The following is a 17,555-nucleotide window of genomic DNA, read 5'->3' as shown; positions in this document are numbered from 1 at the left end:
ACGAAGAGGACGCTTCGAGGACCTCCCGGCCCCCGAGGACGATTCCGTTTCCAGACGAAACGAGAGGACCGCCTCACCGATGGACGCCGACGTGAACCGAACGACGCTGGCAGCGCTGCCGCAGGACGCGCTTCGGAACCCGTACGCCCCTCGCCTGGTCGCGGCCGGCGAGACGTTCGACGTGATCGAGGTGGAGGACCGACTCGGCCGCGAGGCCCTGGCCACGCTGCACGCACACCGCGTGCCGGTCGGCCCGGTCATCTTCGACCGCCGTTACCGCCGGATCGGCTTCCTCGTACCGCCGACCACGGTGATGCCGATGCGGCCGCGCGAGCGCCGGCTCGGCCCGCGCCACCACGGGCGGGGGGCGTGGATCACCTTCCCGCCGCCCCCGGAGCAGAACGACGGACCGCTGGTGTGGCTCGTACCGCCGACGCCCGACAACCGCCTGACGACGCTGCGGCACGTGCGCGCGGCCATCGCCGAGGCCGCCCGCGCGCTCGCCGAGCGCCACCAACAGGCGATCTGAAGTCGCCCCACAGGACGTACCGGTCGGGGACCTGACATCACGAGCGGCTCCCCCAATACCTGCTCGACCCGGCCGGTACCGGTAAGACGCGATGCGCCCCCTCGCCACTGCGCGAGGGGGCGCATCCGCTTGTCCGGACCGGCTCCGCGAGGTTTACCGGCCGCCGAAACCACCCGGCGGTACCGGGTCGACACCCCCGATTCGGGGTTTATCGGCGCGGGTCCCGGGCTGTCGTCCCTCTTTCGGGCAAGGGTCTTTCGGATGGCGTCCGGTTGGCGACAATGGCAAGGGCGCGGGATCTTGCGGGCCGGTTTCGGCCGATCCCGTTGCTCCCCCCGTCCGTATTCGTCGTCAGCACGTCTGCACTGTCGGAAGGAATCCGCGCATGCCGTCCGAGTCGCGCAAGCCCCGTATGCGGCCCGCGCCGCTGTTGTTCGAGCCCGCGGTACCCGAGCCGCCCGACGAACGCTTCTTCGACCTGGACGATCTGACCGATCCCCAGGAGGTGCTGGCCCGCTCGACGGACCTGGCCGAGGCGTTTCGCGCGGCGGCCGACCGGGCGGTGGACTATCAGGCGATGGCCGTGGCGCGGATGGCGGATCCGAATCGCTTCGACCATCTGACGACGGCTCAGGTCGCGGCGCGGGCGGGTTGGGGCGAGGAGTACACGGCGAAGATGATCGAGCACGGCCGAAAGTTGTTGTTGGAGCGCGGCGAGTAGCGCCGGCGCGGATTCCGGGCCGTGAACGCCGGTCGGGCTCGGCCCGGCCGGCGTTCGGATGTGTTCATCCGGGCAGGGCGACCCGGTGCCGGGCGAGTTCGGCCAATACCGCCTGATTCGCCTCCCAGCCGTCCGGGAAGCTGACCGGCACGCCCAGGTGCACCGGGTCGGCGGTGGGATGCGCGTCGAGCAGGTCGGGGATGCCCGCCCGGGCCACCACCAGGCACGCGTGCCGATGCCGCGAGGCCAGCACGCACAACCGGCCGGTCTCCAGGTGGAACTCGGTCGCGTCGCGCCGACCGGACAGCGGATGCAGCACCACGGTCACGTCGAACTCGCGGCCCTGGAGCCGGTTCGCGGTGTCCACCACGACGTCCGCCGCACCCAGGTCGCGCAGCGCCGACTCGATCCGGGCCCGCTGCTCGCGATGGCTGACCCCGATCGCGATCCGGGACGCGTCCAGCGGCACCCCGTCCGGCGTGCGCTCGCCGATCGTGGTCCCGCCCCGCGCGAGCAGCCGCGCGGCCAGCGTGGCGACCGCCCGAACCGCCTCCTCGTCGGCGGCCGCGGTGAACCGCGCGGGCAACTCCAGCAGGCCCCAGCCGGATTTCGCCGCAACGTCCACGGCCGCGTCGTACGCGTCGTGTTCGACCGCCGCACCGAAGTGCAGCAGCCGCTCGCCCGGACCGGTGCCGGAACGGAACGGGGTGAACGGGTAGAACGCCTCGGACACCAGCGGCGCCGCGCTCGCCGGCAACCGCCAGGACACCGGCAGTCGATGCACCGGCAGGTCCGGGTTGTGCCGTCGGAGCACCACCACCGCACTCTGCGAGGGGTCGTAGCTCAGGCTGTGCCAGCGCGAGGTGTCCACGGTGGCGAACGGGTCGAGTTGGCCGGGGTCGCCGACGAACAGCGCCCGGTCGAACAGTCGGGCCACCAGCAGCAGCGCGTCCGACCGCATCTGGTACGCCTCGTCCACGATCGCCCACGGCCAACGCCGATCCTGCACGAGCGCCCACTTGGCGGCGGTGGCCACCACCACCACACACGCGTCCAGCGCCTCGGCCTTCTCCGCGTTCGACACCGAGCTGCCCACCAGCGCGGGCGGCAGCCGATACCCGGTGGCGGACAACCGGCCCACGGCCAACCCCGGGTGCTCCTCGACCAGCCGGACCAGCAGGTCGTCCACCTGGTTGTTGGTCTGCGCGACGATCATCAGCCGCTCGCCGCCCCGGGCCAACTCCCCCGCCGCGCGCACCACCAGCGTCGACTTGCCCGCGCCGGGCGGCGAGTCGACCACCACACCGCGATGCGCGCCGGAGGCGAGATCGGCGAGCACGGCGTCGGTCGCGGCGGCGGCAAGCGCGGCCGGGTCGCCTTCGGGACGAACGGTGGCCACAGCCGTCACGACCAATCCTCCAACGCGTCGTCGTCCGCCTCCGGGGCGGCCTCCGGTTCGGGCACGGGCGGCGGGCCGCCGTGCGTCCACGGGGTGTCCTCGACGTCGGGCCAGTCCGGGCCGCGCCGGAATTCGGCGATCAGCGAGGTCCAGCAAAGGACTTCGCCCACTTCGGGCACGCTGCCCGGCTTGGGTGCCTTGCCGCCGCCCATGCCACCGCGCAGTTCCAGTACGACCCGACCGGGCTCGGTGGCCAGGACCCGCGCCTTGGCGTCCGGGCGTTCGACGCACGCGAGGTCGGTGCCCGGCCCGAACAGCGGTTCGTCGTCGGTGGCGAAGGTCAACATCGGACGCGGGCGGGCGGTCTTCTTCCCGGGCTCGGCGACCATGCGCTCGGCGTCCACCGCGCCCAACTCGCCCCGGAACGCCTCGCCCGCGAGCCGGACGGCGGCCATCAACAGCGGGTCGTCGCGCACCTGTTCGGCATCCAGTCGGGCCTGCGCCCGTTCCCTGCCCGCGAGTTGCGCGGCGGCCGAGATCGCTCCGGGAACGCGCGGCTGCGGGCGGGACTCGGGGTCGGCCAGCGCGGCGGCGAAGAAGCTGTACGAGGCCCGATCCGCCTCCCATCGCCCGGCCACCGACGCGCCCGAAGGCAGTGCGCGAAGCAGTTCCACCCCGCGCCAGACGCGATCCCAGGTGGGCAACAACTCGGCGGCCAACGCATCCCGGATCGCCTGCTCGGCGTCCCGACCGCGGGGTCCGAGGTCGGTCCGGGCGCCACCGGCCGCATCGGCCTCGTCCCGCTCCGCGGCCTCGTCCCGCTCCGCCGCCACCGCGTCGTCGAAGGCGGCGATCAACGGCACCAGCCGCTCGTCGAACGCCGGATCGGTCGCCGGCCCCGCGGTCGGACCACCCTCGACCGCACGCGCCGCCCGATCGCCGCGCTGCCCGGCCGGCGGGTCGATCCAGGCGAGCAGCGCGGCCAGGTCACCGTCCTCCAGCGCGCTCTGTCCGGTCACCCACGCCTGGGTGAGCAGGTCGGTCATCGCCAACAGCACACTCGATCCGGGCACTCCGGCCCGATCCGCGAGCCACGTGCTCCACCGGCCGAGCAGCGGCACCTCCTGGGCCACCGCGAACTCGCCGTCGGTGCGCCGGAATCGGGTGGACCGGCCGAGCAGGCGCAGATACTCGACACCGCCCGCCGTGGGCACCAGCACCTGCGGCGCGTCCAGGCTGCGCTCGTACGGGTCCTCGCTCCGCCGCTCGATCGTCTCCGTCTCGGCCGCGAACGCGCCCAGGTAGGGCAGCAACAACCGACCCAGTTCGGCCGCGTGTGCGAACCGCCGGTCGCGGTCCCGCGGTTGCGGCACCGCGAGCAGATGCGGCCGGTCCCGGTCGGTGCCGACCAACACGGCCAACGGCGCGAACGCCTCGCCCGCGAGCACATACGGCACCAGCACCAGCGGCCCGGCGGACAGATGCCGGTGACGCACGGTGGCGGCCGGTTGGGCCACCCCGGTCGCGGCGGCCCGCAGCCGACCGAGCGCGGCGATCGCGCTCACCGGACACCGCCCGACACCTCGGAGAGCGGTACCTCGGTCCCGGGCGCCCGGGACCCGGGCTCCGCCGCCCCCAGCACCTCGGCGCGCAGCGCCTGGGCCCGACGGAGCAGCCGGGCCACGTCCTCCTCGCCGGGCCGGGCCGCGCGCCGGCCGTCGGCCAGGGCCAGTGCGTCGGCGATGTCCTCGATCCCGCCCAGCGCACCGCGCACCGAGGTGCCCAGCGTGCCGACGCTGCCGCCGCCGGGAGCACAACCGCGGGCCTCGTCCCGACAGAACAGCGCGAGTTCGCACGCGGACAGACAGTCCGGCACGTACGCGGCGGGCACCCGTGCGACGGCCGCCCCGACCAGTTCGCCGTCGACGTCGAAGGTGAGCGTCTCCGGCAGTTCGCCGAGCAGTTCCTCCACGCCGGACAGGCGCTCCAACCGACGCCGGGTGGTGGCCAGTTCGCGCCGTACGTCGAGCACGACGGCGACCGGACGATTGGAGAAGTCCTGCGCGCACACCAGCACGATGTCGGTGGCCACCACGTCCGGGTCCAGGCCCAGCTCGGCGGCCAGTCGGCGCAGCGCGTGCACGTAGACCGCGGCCTGGCGGGTGGCCGAGGCGAGCTTGCCCGGGTCGGCGGACCCGTCGATGATCGCGAACGACTTGATCTCCACCACGTACAGCCGGCCGGCCACCCGGCAGGCCATCGCGTCCGGTTCCAGGTAGGCGCGTCGGCCGGCCACGTCCAGCGGCAGCAGCGGGTGGTCCAGGATCGCGCACGCGTCCGGTTCGCCGCGGGCGGCCCGGGCCAGTGCGTCGCGGGTGCGGGCCACCCGCTCCTCGCGGCTCGGCCGACCGGCGCTCTCGTGGTCCACGTCGATCAGCGCGCCGGCGTCCGGGTGCGCGCCCAGCGTCTCGGCGAGCAGTCGACGCAGTTCGGTGCCGCCGTCCGCCTTGACCCGGGCCTCGAACACGTTGCCGCGGCCGATCGCGAACGGCGAGCGACCGCCGTATCGGGCCGGGAAGCCGAGTCGGTCGGCGAGCACGGTCTTCTCGATGCCGGCCGCGTCCAGCACGCCCCGGCGGGCGCAGCCCGGATTGGCCGCGAGGGCCGCGACCGTGCGTGCGTTGTGATTGCGGGTGGGCAGTGTGCCGCGCAACTGCTCCAGCCTGCCGGCGATCGCGCCGGTGGTACCCGTCGTGCGCATGTCTCGTGTACGGCTTTCGTCGTCGAACCGTCCGGTCCCGGGTCAGTGTGGACCATGTCACCGACAGGGGGAATTCAGCTCTGTTCGTCGGCCCCGGGCAGCGCCACGAACCCGGTCTCGTCGGTGGGCGCGAGTTCGCTGAACGATTCCAGCACCTCGTCGAGTTGGCGCACCGCGACCGAGTTCTTGTACGGCTCCAACTGCTTGCGGGTGACCCGCACCCGCTCCATCGCCATCGAATACCAGTGCACTCGCAACATGTCGGCGGCCTGGAACAGTCGGCCGCACGCCTCGTCCACCTGACCGGCCTGAAAGGCCGCCTCGGCCAGGTCGGCGTACATCACCGCGCGCTGTTTGTCGGCGTTGGGCGGCAGGTTCTGCAACGCGTCGTTGAGCGAGCCCTGGGCCTGGTCCATCCGGCGGGCGGTGAGTTCGGCCTTGCCGCGAAAGCCCCACAGCCGGGAGGCGTCGAAGAAGTCCAGCCACGGCGGCGTGGGGGTGTTGTCCGGGTGGCACAGCAGGTCCTCGGCCCGGTCGAGCAGGTGCAGCCCGCGTTCGGGGGTGCCGCGCAGCGACTCGAATTCGGACTGCACCGCGTCGAACCACGCGAGCATCACCATCGGCGCACCGCGCGTAGCCGTCTTGCGTGCGAAGTCCAGGATGTCCTGCGCGGCGGAGGGGGCCGCGTCGAAGGCGGGGATGAACGCGGTGTGGGCGAGCACCGCGGCGGCGAGCAGGGTGTCGCCGGCCTCGTTGGCGGCGCGGTAGGCGACCAGGTAGTGGTCCTGTGCGTCGTGCGGGCGGTCCAGATCGAAGAAGGCCATCCGGCCGGCCAGCATCGCGGTCTCGGCGAGCGAGGCGCCCAGGATCCGGCGGGCCCGGGGGGGGCCGGGGGCGTTGAGCAGTTGGGTGCCCAGCCGCACGTGGGCGATCACCGACGGGTAGGCGATGGCGGCGGGGGCGACCCAATACATCTGTCGGTAGGTGCGGGTGAGCATCGCGTACTGGTCCGCGCCGACCACGGTGAGCCGGCCGGCCCGCGAGTGCATCGGCACCGCGAGTGGGCCCGGGTCGGGGGTGTCCCGGAGCAGTTGGCGCAGCACCGCGGGGGTGGCGATCTCCAGCGTGCGGGCGGGCGGCTCGGCGACCGGCGAGCCGATCACCCGCAGCGGCGGGCGCACCGGCAGGCCGGGCGGACCGGGGCCGTCGCCCTCCAGACGCCGGCCGCCGACCACGGTGGGGCCGGTCTCCACCGAGGTCCGGGGGGGCACGATCGCGGGCCCGGGCGGCGGCACCGGACCGGGTGGCGGGACCGGGCGCGGGGGCGGCACGGGGCCGGGAGGGGGCACCGGGCCGGAGCGGGCCGGCGGCACCTGGCGGTTGCCCCCGGGGGCCGGGGCGATGGGCACCACCATCGCCCCGCCGACCGGTCCGCCGGTGGGCGGTGGCTGCCGACGGACGCGCGCCTCGCCGTAGCCCTGCTGCTCCCCGTGCTCGGGCGCCCGCCCGATTTCCCGGGTGGGCGCCGGGAACACCGGTGGGACGGGCGGTTGCTCGGCGACGGGAGACGGATCGACGAAGCTCTCGCCGTACTCGGCCAGCTCGGCCTGCCATGGCGGAGTGAACCCGAGGTCGGTCAACGGCCGTTCGAACAAAGCTTGTAGGACCTGTTGATAATCGGGGGTCGGCCAGGGCGGATCCGCGCTTTCCCACCGTCGCACCTGTCGCACGCTGACGCCGAGGCGAAGCCCGCATTCGAGGGCCTTCTTCTCGAAGGCGTCGGCCAATTGCTGCTGGGAAACCCAGCCATGCGAGTGCCGTAGGGCCTTGAGCCGGACATTCCCGGACGAAGGACCGGCCCCCTGCCGCATGGCCATCGGCCCTCCCGGTTACGACGTGCGGTGTGCTGTGCAGGCTGTGATGCCGACGGTACCCGCCGTGAGACTGGCCGGGGGACCTCTTTGCGGATGTCTGGAAAAGGGCGTCCTCCCCGTGTCCTCAAAGAAGTCCTACGGGGGACCTTGCGCGCCCTCGTCACGCTCCATGTGCGCCCCCCTGAGCCATCCGGCGCAGGACGCAAGAGTGTCGAAGGGTGTCGATTTTCGATCGCCGCCGACCCCTGCTAATGTTTCCCACGCAACGCAAGCGCCGCTAGCTCAGTTGGTTAGAGCAGCTGACTCTTAATCAGCGGGTCCGGGGTTCGAGTCCCTGGCGGCGCACCTTGCGAAACGGCGATGGGGCCCTCGGTTCACCGAGGGCCCCATCGCCGTTTCGTCGTCGTTGCGGGGGCGTGGCATGAGCCAGTGAGCGGCCATCTGCCGGCGTCGCAGATGAGCGACAACCATCTGTTCTACTCCGCCTCGGAATCGGCCGAGGCTGTGCCTCTGGTTCCCCTCCGGGACGGAACATGCGGACCAGTCATCCAGCCCATGGGATCGACTTTGCCGCCGAGACCGTCAGATGCCGACAACGAATGCGCTCGTCCAGCCACTCGGCGGTCGACGGGCTGCCGAGCGTGCGCAACAGATCTCGACACTGGCGCACCCCGCGGCCCACCCGCTTCGTCGGAACCAATGTGATCAAGTGGTTGTCAACAGCCAACGGTTGATCACCCAACACCAGAACTCCCGCGCCACGCGGACGTCCGCCGACGCCCTGTCCTGGACGAGAGGTGCGGCGCACGACCACGAACGGGGGCGTTAGCAGTTTCCCGTTGAATCGACGCGTACGCTCAGGCATTCCCATCGAATCCGAGGGAGGGAGTTGGCGTGCCGTCAGATACGGCACCAGGGGACCCTCTCGCACGTCACGATTGTCGACGACGGGTCCAACGGACACGGTAAATGAATCGCCGACGGTCGCAGTCCCCTCGTCTCCCGCTGTACCGGTCTGCCATCCGGCATCACGCGACACGACCGCACCAGTACGACGAACCGCCGTCATCGTGAAGACATCGATGTCCGTATAGTCATCGAACTGTCCGTTCGAACGGATCTCTTCCACAGACACGCGCTCGTCGATGTGGGCACGCCAGGCTCGGTATCTGCTGCCGCTGCGAAGCACATCGGGGAGTACGGCAGTCATCCTTCCTCGTCGGCCGAGCACATCCACCGCCGCCGCAGTGAACAGTGCGGCCGAAGACGTCCTACCAGTCGACCAAGAACAGGCAGCGGGTGCGGCAGCGGGTCCATACGGAGGGTTGAGCAGCAGGTGGACCGCCCGTCCGGAGCGCCCCCCGGCTGCCGTCCGCAGCTCAGTCAAGCCGTCGCCCTGTGTCAGTCCAGGGAACGCGCGCGCCACCTGAATCGCGGACAGACCCCCAAGGTCTCCACGTTCACGATGCCGATACAGAACGAGTAGCAGAAGACGGAGCCGCGCAGCATCGATGAACGGCTGATGCAGATCAGTTCCCCTGAGCCGGGAAGCCCACCTGTGCACCGTCAGCGCCGGGCTTTCGGCCAACGGCAGTCCGCCGGCCGCAGAGAGCAACAGGTCACCGGCGCCGCATGTGGGGTCCCAAAAGAGTTCCTGTCCATCATGTTCCGACCGCATAAGAGTGTCGAATTCGCGTCGAATCAGTCCTGCGGTGAAGAAGCAGCCAATCGCACGGCGCGTTTCGCGAGGCACCAGACGACGTGCTTCGGATGCGGCCTGCCCGTTGAGCGCATGGTGCACGTCGTCTTCGATACGTGACCAGCGGTCCGACACGGCGTCTTCGACGAGCTGCGATAGCCCGAACACGAACTCCGCGTACTTTGCGGTCCCCACCCTCAGTCCCCTGTCCCCAGGTGCGATCCGGCAACATTCACGCCGTCGATCTTCGTGCATCGCATTCTGCAGCATCCAGGGGCCGCGATACACCGCGGTCGGCAATACAGGCTGTCCGAGGTCAGCAGCCCGGAGCGTCACCCACGCGCGGCATCGGCAGGACGGGCGTCCGACACATCGGCGCGTTCACGTGCTGCGAGACGAACAACGCGTGTTCCGGCAGAAGGGGTTCGAACTCCAGTCCCGCGTCGGTCTTGGTCACTGTCAGACTCCCGACACAACAACGGCCTTTGCTGCGACCCGCTGCCTCCCCGGCAGCCAAGTGGTCGTCAGGTAGGGGTCCGGCGAGGCTGTGGCAGTGCCGTGAAACCTGTGTACAGGCAATGTGGGCATCCGGAGCGGCCTTGCGTACCGCTGCAACCACGTCAGGATGCGGATTGTTGGTACGTCCACCGCTGAGAATGGAGAAGACCACCACCTTCGGCGCGACCAGTTGTGTCATTCGTTCGGCGAAGCGTGCCGGGTCGGCGTGACCCGGACGACCTCCATGATGCGGAAACACCAGGACGGGGGCCGACAAGTCACTCTCGACCTCCTCAAGCGCCCGCAACGCAACGGCGTCGATGTCGGCGGCTAGGAGCACGGCCGGAACCTTGTCCAAGTGCACCTTGACCACAACCGAGACTGTGTTGGCCGTGAGGCGCCCCAACGTCCGATGGCGTTTGGTCGGTCCGGTGCCAGCCATGACGATGCTCGGATGTACGACTTCCAGCCAGGCTCGCCCGTTGTGCAGTTCCTGACCGATCTCGGTATGGATGGCCTGGTGACCGTCCAGGCCCCCCATACGCTTGCGTGTGTAAATGGCGCGGTGAAGCCTCTCCCAGACCGCCGTGTTCTTGTCGCCATCTGCGTTGTACCAGACCGTGCCGATGGTCCGAGCATCGTCCACGATTACGTTGCCCGCCCCGCCAGCGTGGTCACTGTCGGAATGTGAGACGACCAAGTGCTCGATCCTAACGCAACCCAGGCGCTGGAGCTCGGACTTGACCAGATCGCCCGGCGCCACATCCACGACCGAACACGTCGTCCCATCCCAGATCACCGCGCTGTTGCCGTGTCCGACATCCAGGATCCTCATCCCCAGCCCATTCGTCCCGGGAATCGCAGATGGGGGTCGAACTCCAGTCATGAGGTGAACCAGTCCTCCGGCAGATCAGGAGCGATAGTGATGTCACGGTAGTAGAGGTCGTCGGGACGCTTCGCGTTGCAGTTGACCTTCGCTTCCAGCCAACGGCCCTCCATCTGAGCAGCGTTCAGGCCGGTGGCTGCCAGGGCCGGCTCCAGTGGCATCCAAACGCTCTTCTGCATGTGCCAACCCACCACGACGACTCGGGCACGTTTCACTTCGCCAGTGGTGAAGACTTCGAGCACCTCGATCGGAGTCAGGAAACAGCGGCGCTCCTCGCTGAAGTCTCCGCGTAGTTCGCGGACGGTGTAGTCGAGGGCCGGCACGATGCCGTCGGTCAGTTCCGGCTTGTCGACGACGGCCGGGATGCCGGACAACCATCGACTGATCGACCCGGTCTGATCGGTACCGCGATGACTCGTAAGCAGCACAGCCGGTAACGGGCGGTCTGTGCGCTGATTTGCACGACTGACCAATTCCGCCCCGGTGAACCCGAATCGCCGATCGCGGCTGAGCACGTGGTCGCAGACCAAGGCGTCATAGCCCGCGCAGACGTCGGCCAAGAAGGAATCCACAGTCAGTCCGGCCGCGTTGTCACTGAGCGAATCGGCTCTGAAGTCGGCATCCCGCAAGGTGCCAGCTGCGGCCTCGGCATCCTCGACGTCGTCGTCGAGAACAAGGATCCGGGCCCCTGGGTCGAGCGTGGCTACACCCATGTGATCCCCCGGTCAGGTGTCGGTATCCACCACGTCGGTGGCAGGCAGCTCGATCAGGATACTGGCTCCACCCAACTCCCCTGTCTCTTGCGCTATATGGCTCCCATTGAGATCGGCGACGATGTCCCGAACGATCGTGAGACCAAGTCCAGTCCCGTTGTCCCGCGTGGTTCGGCCCGGCTGCCAGATCTCGTGGACCTTCAGGCCTCGAATGCCGGGCCCGCTGTCGTGTACGGACAGCGCCACGACGGCACCCTCCCGGCGAGTACTGATCCGGATGATCCGATCTCGATCACTTTCATCCTCACGAGTGAACGCGTGCGCGGCATTGGCAAGCAGGTTCGACACGATGGATTCGACGTCCGCAACCGTTGTGCGCACTGCGGACTGCTGGGCATCCAAGTCGAGTTGCACGTCGATCCGCCCCAGGCGCAGATACGGCATGAACAGTTGCACGGTCTCCCGGCAGGCGACGTCGACGTCGACATCCTCCGCACGCCGCTTACGTTTGGCCAGCAAGTCCAATGGCAGGCGGGCAAAGGTGTTGACGGTTTCGGCGCTACTGATCGAGCTCTCGATTGGGTTCGCGAATCCGGCCTCGTAGTCTTCGCCGGTGATCACACGCTGAAGCCGCGTTCGCACGGACTTGAGGAGGGTGACGATGCGAGCCGCAGGCTTGATGGACTCGTGGGCGAACACTGCGGTGCTGGTGCCCACCGTCGCCAAAGTCCGGTAGAGCAGTAGGTCTTCTCGCAGCGCCTGGATCTCCTCCTGCTTGGTCGCAACCAAGTCACGAGCGGCGATCTTGATGCGAGCTACGTCGGAAGGTGCGGCTTCGTTGTCGAAGAGTGTCGGGGCGCGGTCGGATGCCGCTTCGAGGACTCGGTTCAGCTCCTCTTCCGCCGCCTCGGCCTTGTCCCGGGTCTTGCGCACCTTCCCGACACGGCGAGCCTCCCGTCTGTCGAGCCGTTTCTCGGCCGCCCAGTCCAAAGCATGTCGTGCAAACGCCTGTAGTTCGAGGAAGGCAACGTCGTCGACGAAGCCGCTCCGGTCCGTCTTCGGCCGCAAGACGTCACCAGGGTCCTCGACCCAGATTCCACCGAAAGAGTTGTTTGTCGAAGGACGCCCCTCGGGACTGCCCGCCCTTCGGACGTTGATGGCAAGCCAGTCGTCGCCACGATCTCCATACGGCTGCACCCGAAGGCCCCGATGGAACAGGTGAATTCCGCCGACTTGCCTCAACCAGGACTTCAGTCCCTCGGTGTCCTGCTGCACATGACGAAGCTCAGCTGACGCCCCGGGGTTGAGGTTGAACGTCCAAACCTCCAGGAACGCTGCCGGCGCCTGGAACTGAAGGACAGGGGGCTTGCCGCGTGCATCCCGTGTACGACCGCGTCCCACGTCGGAGTGATCGCCCTGATACTCGGGCTCGCCACGCCAGTTGTAGAGCGTCGCCCTGGCCTGGCCGTTCTCATCAAGCTCGGCGACCAGGCGAAACTCCACCGCCTCGGTGAACTGCTCCCAAGGACTCATCACATCGCGCTCAAGAGCGGCGAACCCCGGGGCATCACAGGTGATACGGAACGTGGTGGCACGCGTCGGCGGCCCACTCACCAGAAGCAGTCCCCTCGCCAAACGGGACGCGTGCGCTTCGGCGAAGCCCTTACGCAGGTCATGTACAACGATTTCAGTACCGGGCGCCTCTGTCGTTTCGGTGCGCCGTACCTCGTGAAGCACGTCCTCGACTGCTTGGGCCTGGTCGATGCGGTCCCAATCGATGTCCAGGGCGTATTCGGCACCGGGTTCCGAACGCGGCTTGGTGCGGACGGACACACGGTGCCCCAGGCGCAACGCCGAGATTCGGCCCAAGCCCTTCTCTCCGACCTTCCGCCGCCCCGACCGCGTGTACCGCGCACCATCGTGCGTCTTGACGGAACTCCCGATCAACAGGAAGCTCAAGGCCAGATCCTCGGCAGTCATTCCGTCGCCGTCATCGACCACACGGAGGCTGCCGCCCGGCTCGGCAGCGTCGGCAAGGCGGATGTGGCAGTTCCGTGCATCCGCGTCGTAGGCATTGCGGACCAGTTCCATGACCCCGTAGTCCGGGTGCTGGACGAGTTCTTCACCGATGCGCCGCAGGATCTGCGGAGAGAATCGCAGCGAGTGCCCCATGAGTGCGACCCCTCTTCCTCCGGAGGCCGCGCATCGTTCCGGCCCTGTCCATGGTCTGCCGGACCAGGGTAGTCGGATCGCGGAACCGGCCCTCCAGAATCGAAGATTCCACTGCCCATGCCCACGCATCGGTCAACCGCATCGGTGTGTCGGGGCACATCCGGAGGCATCGCCACGACCGGAACGTCACGGGAACATTTGTTCGCCTCGGTGAATACGGCACCGCATGGACGGGGGTGGACCCCGGGTGTCGTGGTCCATAGCCTGGACGGGTTGGTTGATGATCTTCGATTGCGTTGTTGGACAAGGGGATTCGATGACCGCCCTGGATGTGCCGGACATACTTTCGCCCGAGTTCGCGGCCGATCCGTATCCGCTCTACCGAAGCATGCGTGACGAACACCCGTTGGTGTGGCACGAAGGCATGCAGAGTTGGATCATCTCGCGCTATGCGGACCTGGAACGGGCTTTCAAGGAACCGGTGTTCACCACCGACAACTACGACTGGCAGTTGGAGCCCGTGCACGGGCGGACCATCCTGCAGATGAGCGGGCGCGAACACTCGGTGCGGCGCGCACTGGTGGCGCCCGCGTTTCGCGGCAACGCCCTTCAGGAAACCTTCATGCCGGTGATCGAGCGCAATGCCCGGCGGCTGGTGGACGCCTTCCGCGAGCGCGGATCGGTGGACCTGGTGCCGGAGTTCGCCCAGCGCCTCCCGGTGGACGTGATCGCCGACATGCTCGGCCTGGACCAGGCCGACCACGCGCGCTTCCGGGGCTGGTACACGTCGGTCATCGCGTTCCTGGGCAACCTGAGCCAGGACCCCGACGTGGCCGCGTCCGGGTTGCGCACGCGCGACGAGTTCGCCGCGTACCTGCTGCCGCTGATCGCCGAACGGCGCGCGAATCCGGGCACCGATCTGCTGTCCACGCTGTGCCTGGCCGAAATCGATGGCACTCGAATGAGCGACGAGGACATCAAGGCCTTCTGCAGCCTGCTCCTGGCCGCCGGCGGCGAAACGACGGATAAGGCGATCGCGAGCCTGTTCAAGAACCTGCTCGAACACCCCGACCAACTCGCCGCGGTACGCGCGGACCGGTCGTTGATCCCGCGCGCCTTCGCGGAGACGCTGCGCTTCTCGCCGCCGGTGCACATGATCATGCGCCAGCCCGCCGAGGACGTCGAGCTCAGCGGCGGCGTGGTGCCCGCCGGCAGCACGCTCACCTGCCTGATCGGCGCGGCCAACCGGGACGACCGGCGCTACGCGCACCCCGACCGGTTCGACATCTTCCGCGAGGACCTGACCGCCAAGACGGCGTTCTCCGCGGCGGCCGACCACCTGTCCTTCGCGCTCGGCCGGCACTTCTGCGTCGGCGCGCTGCTCGCGGTGGCCGAGGTCGAGGTGGGCACCAACCAACTCCTCGACGCGATGCCCGACCTGGCCTTCGCCCCCGGGTTCGCACCCACCGAGAAGGGCGTGTTCACCCGCGGCCCGGTCGCGCTGCCGGTGACCTTCACGCCGGCGGCCTGACGCGCGGTTCGGGGCGGGCGTCGGGCCCGCCCCGAACCGACCGGGGTCAGCCCACGTACGCGGGGGTGAACTCGACCGGGAGATCCTCCAGGCCGCGCATCCACACCGAGTCGCGCCAGACCAGTTCCCGGGTGGGCACCGAGAGGTTGACGTCCGGCAGCCGGTCGAGCAGTACCTCGATCGCGGCGCGCGCGATCACCTCGGCCAACTCCGGGGCCGGGTACGGGCAGCGGTGCTCGCCGTGGCTGAAGGACATGTGCGCGTTGTTGCCCGCGGCGCCGACGTAGGAGTCCGGGCGCACCTGCGGGTCGGTGTTGGCCGCCGACAGACCCAGCACGAGCAGGTCGCCGGCCTTGATCTTCTGACCGCCGAGCACCGTCGCGCGCACCGCCCAGCGGCCGATGAAGTTCTGCGTGGGCGTGTCCTCCCACAACACCTCGTTCAGCGCCTGCCCGACGCTGCGTCGGCCACCGAACAGGGTCAGCGCGAAGCGGTCGTCGGTCAGCATCAGCCGCAGCGTGTTGCCGATCCAGTTCGCGGTGGGCTGCTGGGCGGCGGCCATCACCACGAGCATGTCCTGGATCAGTTCCTCCTCGGCCAACCCGGCCGGGTGCGCGAGCAGTCGCGAGGGCACGTCGGCGCCCGGGTGTTCGCGCTTGCGCTCCAGCAGCCGGGCCATCGTGGCCCGGACCCGCAGGTGCGCCTCGACCGCACCGTCGCCACCGTCCAAAGAGCCGGCCAGGTCCTGCACCAGCGCGGGGGTCTCCTGCTCGGGCAGCCCGAACAACCCGGCCACCACGAGCGAGGGCAGCCGGTGCGCGTAGTCGGCCATCAGTTCGGCCTCGCCCACCCCGGCGAACTCGTCGACCAGGTGGTCCGCGATCCGCTCCGCCTGAGCGCGCAGCTCGAACTGGTCCACCGCCGCGAGCGCGTCGCTGATCGCCCCGGAGCGGCGCCGGTGTTCGGGCCCCTCGGTGAACATCACCGACGGCTGATAGCCGACGAACGGCATCAGCGGCCAGTCCGGCGCGATCCGGTCCCACGCGTGCCAGCGCCGCGAGTCGCGGGCGAACAGTTGGTCGTTCGCGGTGACGTGGTGCACCTCGCGGTAGCCGAGCACGAACCACGCGGGGATGTCGCCGTCGAGCAGGATCGGCGCCACCGAGCCGTGCTCCTGCCGCAGTTTGCGGTACATGCGGTGCGGGTCCTGCCACAGACCCGGGCCGGACATGCGCTCGGCACCCGCGTGCGAGGCTTCCGACGGCCCGCCGCCCGCATGGGCCGGGCAACCCTCCGGCGGCGCGGAGGCGCTCGGGTCGTTGAGGTCCGAAGGCGTGGTCACAGGGCGCGCTCCCGGGCTGCAGACAACGTGTAGAGGTGGTTCACCAACGCGATCAGCACGGCCTTGCTGGACTCCCGGCTGCGCGCGTCGCAGTCGATCATCGGTATCGCCGCGGGCAACGACAGCGCGTCGCGCACCTCGTCCAGGCTGTGCTCGGGCGGATCGAAGTTGTTGCGGGCGAGCACGAACGGCATGCCGTGGTGCTCCAGCCGGTCGATCGCGTACCAGGAGTCCTCCAGCCGCCGGGGGTCCACCAGCACGACCGCGCCGAGCGTGCCGGAGAACAGCCGGTCCCACAGGAACCAGAAGCGTTCCTGGCCGGGGGCACCGAACAGGTAGAGCACCATCTCGTCGTTGAGCGAGATCCGACCGAAGTCGAAGGCGACCGTGGTCGTGGTCTTGCCGTCCGCGCTGCGCGCGTCGTCGATGCCCACGCCCGCCCGGGTCATCGTCTCCTCGGTGTTGAGCGGACGGATCTCGCTCACCGAGCGCACCATCGTCGTCTTGCCGACGCCGAACCCGCCCACGATGGCGATCTTGAGCCCGTCGCGCGCGGTGCTCGCCAGGGGGGTACGCACGGCCGCCGCGGACGTGGCGAGCTCAGAGGTTGTGGAGTCCAACGAGCACCTGCTTCAGGATCTCGGTATCGGGTAGTTGCGCCCGGCGCGGGGACGTGCGCGGGTGCCGTGCGGTGATTCGCCCCGTGTCGAGCAGATCGCACAACAGGATCTTCACCACGCCCACGGGCAGGCCCAGTTCGGCGGCGATCTCCACGACGGCGGTGGGTCGATCGCACATCCGCAGGATCCGGACGTGCTCGGATTGCATGCCCGGACTCGGTTCGCATTCGCTGACGATCAGCGTCACCAGGTCGAACGCTTCCTCGTTCGCCTGGGTGCGACCGTTGGTGACCGTGTACAGCCGGTCCGGGTCCCCGGTGTCGACTGGCCGCCGGATCATGTCGATCGGCCGCCTTCGTCGAACTCCCGGGCCGGTGTGCTCAGGTACTCGCCGATCTGTTCGACCAGTTCGTTCATGTTGTGGCCGACCACGCCCGCGTCCGCGTCGTCGTCCGCGATCACCGCGAGGTGGGCGCCCTCGCCGGCCTCGACGATGAACAGGATGCCGCCGTGGAACTCGGTCATCGACTGCCGGACGCCGCCGCTGCCGTCGCCGAACTCGATCGAGGCGCCGTGCGACAGGCTCTGGATGCCGGAGGCGATGGCCGCGAGTTGGTCCGCCTGATCCACCGTGAGTCCGGCGGTGCGGCACAACTTGAGGCCGTCCTTGGACAACACCAGCGAGTGCCGGGTGCCCGGGGTGCGCTCGATCAGGTTCTCCAGCAGCCAGTCGAGGTCACGCTCGGGCTGCCGCTGGGTACCGCGCTGTGCGTCGGTGCCGTGTGCTGTTGCGCTCATAGGGCTTCCGAG

Annotated in this window: 15 protein-coding genes and 1 tRNA gene; 4 read left to right on the top strand and 12 right to left on the bottom strand. The window is 69.3% G+C overall.

Features of this window, described 5'->3' with window-relative positions; all coding sequences use genetic code 11:
- The first annotated feature begins 91 nt into the window (after nt 1-91).
- Both ABZ374_RS07600 and ABZ374_RS07595 read left to right on the top strand, forming a co-directional pair.
- A complete protein-coding gene (locus ABZ374_RS07600; RefSeq protein WP_360307626.1) occupies nt 92-529 on the top strand; it encodes a hypothetical protein in 438 nt (145 codons plus the stop codon).
- Nucleotides 530-914: 385 nt separating this feature from the next.
- Nucleotides 915-1,250, top strand: coding sequence for a hypothetical protein (locus ABZ374_RS07595; protein WP_360307623.1), 336 nt, complete (start codon nt 915-917; stop codon nt 1,248-1,250).
- Nucleotides 1,251-1,314: 64 nt separating this feature from the next.
- Here the strand turns inward: ABZ374_RS07595 and ABZ374_RS07590 are convergent, their stop codons facing one another.
- From ABZ374_RS07590 to ABZ374_RS07575, 4 genes are all read right to left on the bottom strand, one after another.
- A complete protein-coding gene (locus tag ABZ374_RS07590; protein WP_360307620.1) occupies nt 1,315-2,664 on the bottom strand; it encodes an AAA domain-containing protein in 1,350 nt (449 codons plus the stop codon).
- Nucleotides 2,655-4,214 (bottom strand): hypothetical protein, encoded by a 1,560-nt coding sequence (locus ABZ374_RS07585; protein WP_360307617.1) that lies wholly within the window; start codon nt 4,212-4,214, stop codon nt 2,655-2,657. Before ABZ374_RS07585 ends, ABZ374_RS07590 begins: the two co-directional genes overlap by 10 nt.
- A complete protein-coding gene (locus ABZ374_RS07580; RefSeq protein WP_360307614.1) occupies nt 4,211-5,410 on the bottom strand; it encodes a hypothetical protein in 1,200 nt (399 codons plus the stop codon). Before ABZ374_RS07580 ends, ABZ374_RS07585 begins: the two co-directional genes overlap by 4 nt.
- A gap of 74 nt (nt 5,411-5,484) precedes the next feature.
- On the bottom strand, nt 5,485-7,050 hold the full coding sequence (locus tag ABZ374_RS07575) for a hypothetical protein (protein ID WP_360307611.1): 1,566 nt from the start codon (nt 7,048-7,050) through the stop codon (nt 5,485-5,487).
- 505 nt (nt 7,051-7,555) lie between these two features.
- Here ABZ374_RS07575 and ABZ374_RS07570 point away from each other — a divergent pair.
- A tRNA-Lys gene (locus tag ABZ374_RS07570) sits at nt 7,556-7,629 on the top strand.
- 199 nt (nt 7,630-7,828) lie between these two features.
- Here the strand turns inward: ABZ374_RS07570 and ABZ374_RS07565 are convergent.
- The 4 genes from ABZ374_RS07565 to ABZ374_RS07550 form a co-directional block, all read right to left on the bottom strand.
- Nucleotides 7,829-9,178 carry a hypothetical protein gene (locus ABZ374_RS07565; RefSeq protein ID WP_360307608.1) on the bottom strand — a complete coding sequence of 450 codons (1,350 nt, stop codon included), beginning with the start codon at nt 9,176-9,178 and terminating at the stop codon, nt 7,829-7,831.
- Between the two features lie 121 nt (nt 9,179-9,299).
- A complete protein-coding gene (locus tag ABZ374_RS07560) occupies nt 9,300-10,316 on the bottom strand; it encodes an MBL fold metallo-hydrolase (RefSeq protein ID WP_360307605.1) in 1,017 nt (338 codons plus the stop codon).
- Between the two features lie 47 nt (nt 10,317-10,363).
- On the bottom strand, nt 10,364-11,080 hold the full coding sequence (locus ABZ374_RS07555) for a response regulator (protein ID WP_360307602.1): 717 nt from the start codon (nt 11,078-11,080) through the stop codon (nt 10,364-10,366).
- Between the two features lie 12 nt (nt 11,081-11,092).
- Entirely contained in the window at nt 11,093-13,252 is a 2,160-nt protein-coding gene (locus tag ABZ374_RS07550; RefSeq protein ID WP_360307599.1) for an ATP-binding protein, read from the bottom strand.
- A 316-nt stretch (nt 13,253-13,568) separates the two neighbouring features.
- On the opposite strand from ABZ374_RS07550, the gene ABZ374_RS07545 reads away from it, so the two are divergent.
- A complete protein-coding gene (locus ABZ374_RS07545; protein ID WP_360307596.1) occupies nt 13,569-14,783 on the top strand; it encodes a cytochrome P450 in 1,215 nt (404 codons plus the stop codon).
- A 46-nt stretch (nt 14,784-14,829) separates the two neighbouring features.
- Here ABZ374_RS07545 and ABZ374_RS07540 read toward each other — a convergent pair whose 3' ends face one another.
- Genes ABZ374_RS07540 through ABZ374_RS07525 form a run of 4 tightly spaced genes read right to left on the bottom strand, consistent with a single transcriptional unit; the run spans nt 14,830 to nt 17,543 of the window.
- On the bottom strand, nt 14,830-16,125 hold the full coding sequence (locus tag ABZ374_RS07540; RefSeq protein ID WP_360307593.1) for a cytochrome P450: 1,296 nt from the start codon (nt 16,123-16,125) through the stop codon (nt 14,830-14,832).
- Nucleotides 16,122-16,745 (bottom strand): ATP/GTP-binding protein, encoded by a 624-nt coding sequence (locus ABZ374_RS07535; RefSeq protein ID WP_360307590.1) that lies wholly within the window; start codon nt 16,743-16,745, stop codon nt 16,122-16,124. Before ABZ374_RS07535 ends, ABZ374_RS07540 begins: the two co-directional genes overlap by 4 nt.
- The gene (locus ABZ374_RS07530; protein WP_360307587.1) at nt 16,726-17,085 is read right to left on the bottom strand and encodes a DUF742 domain-containing protein; all 360 of its coding nucleotides are present in this window, start codon (nt 17,083-17,085) and stop codon (nt 16,726-16,728) included. The genes ABZ374_RS07535 and ABZ374_RS07530 overlap by 20 nt, the downstream gene beginning before the upstream one ends.
- Entirely contained in the window at nt 17,082-17,543 is a 462-nt protein-coding gene (locus ABZ374_RS07525; RefSeq protein WP_360307584.1) for a roadblock/LC7 domain-containing protein, read from the bottom strand. Before ABZ374_RS07525 ends, ABZ374_RS07530 begins: the two co-directional genes overlap by 4 nt.
- Between the last annotated feature and the right edge of the window lie 12 nt (nt 17,544-17,555).

It is taken from the genome of Embleya sp. NPDC005971 (assembly GCF_040629175.1).
GTDB lineage: Bacteria > Actinomycetota > Actinomycetes > Streptomycetales > Streptomycetaceae > Embleya.
This window is presented reverse-complemented; position numbering and strand designations above follow the sequence as displayed.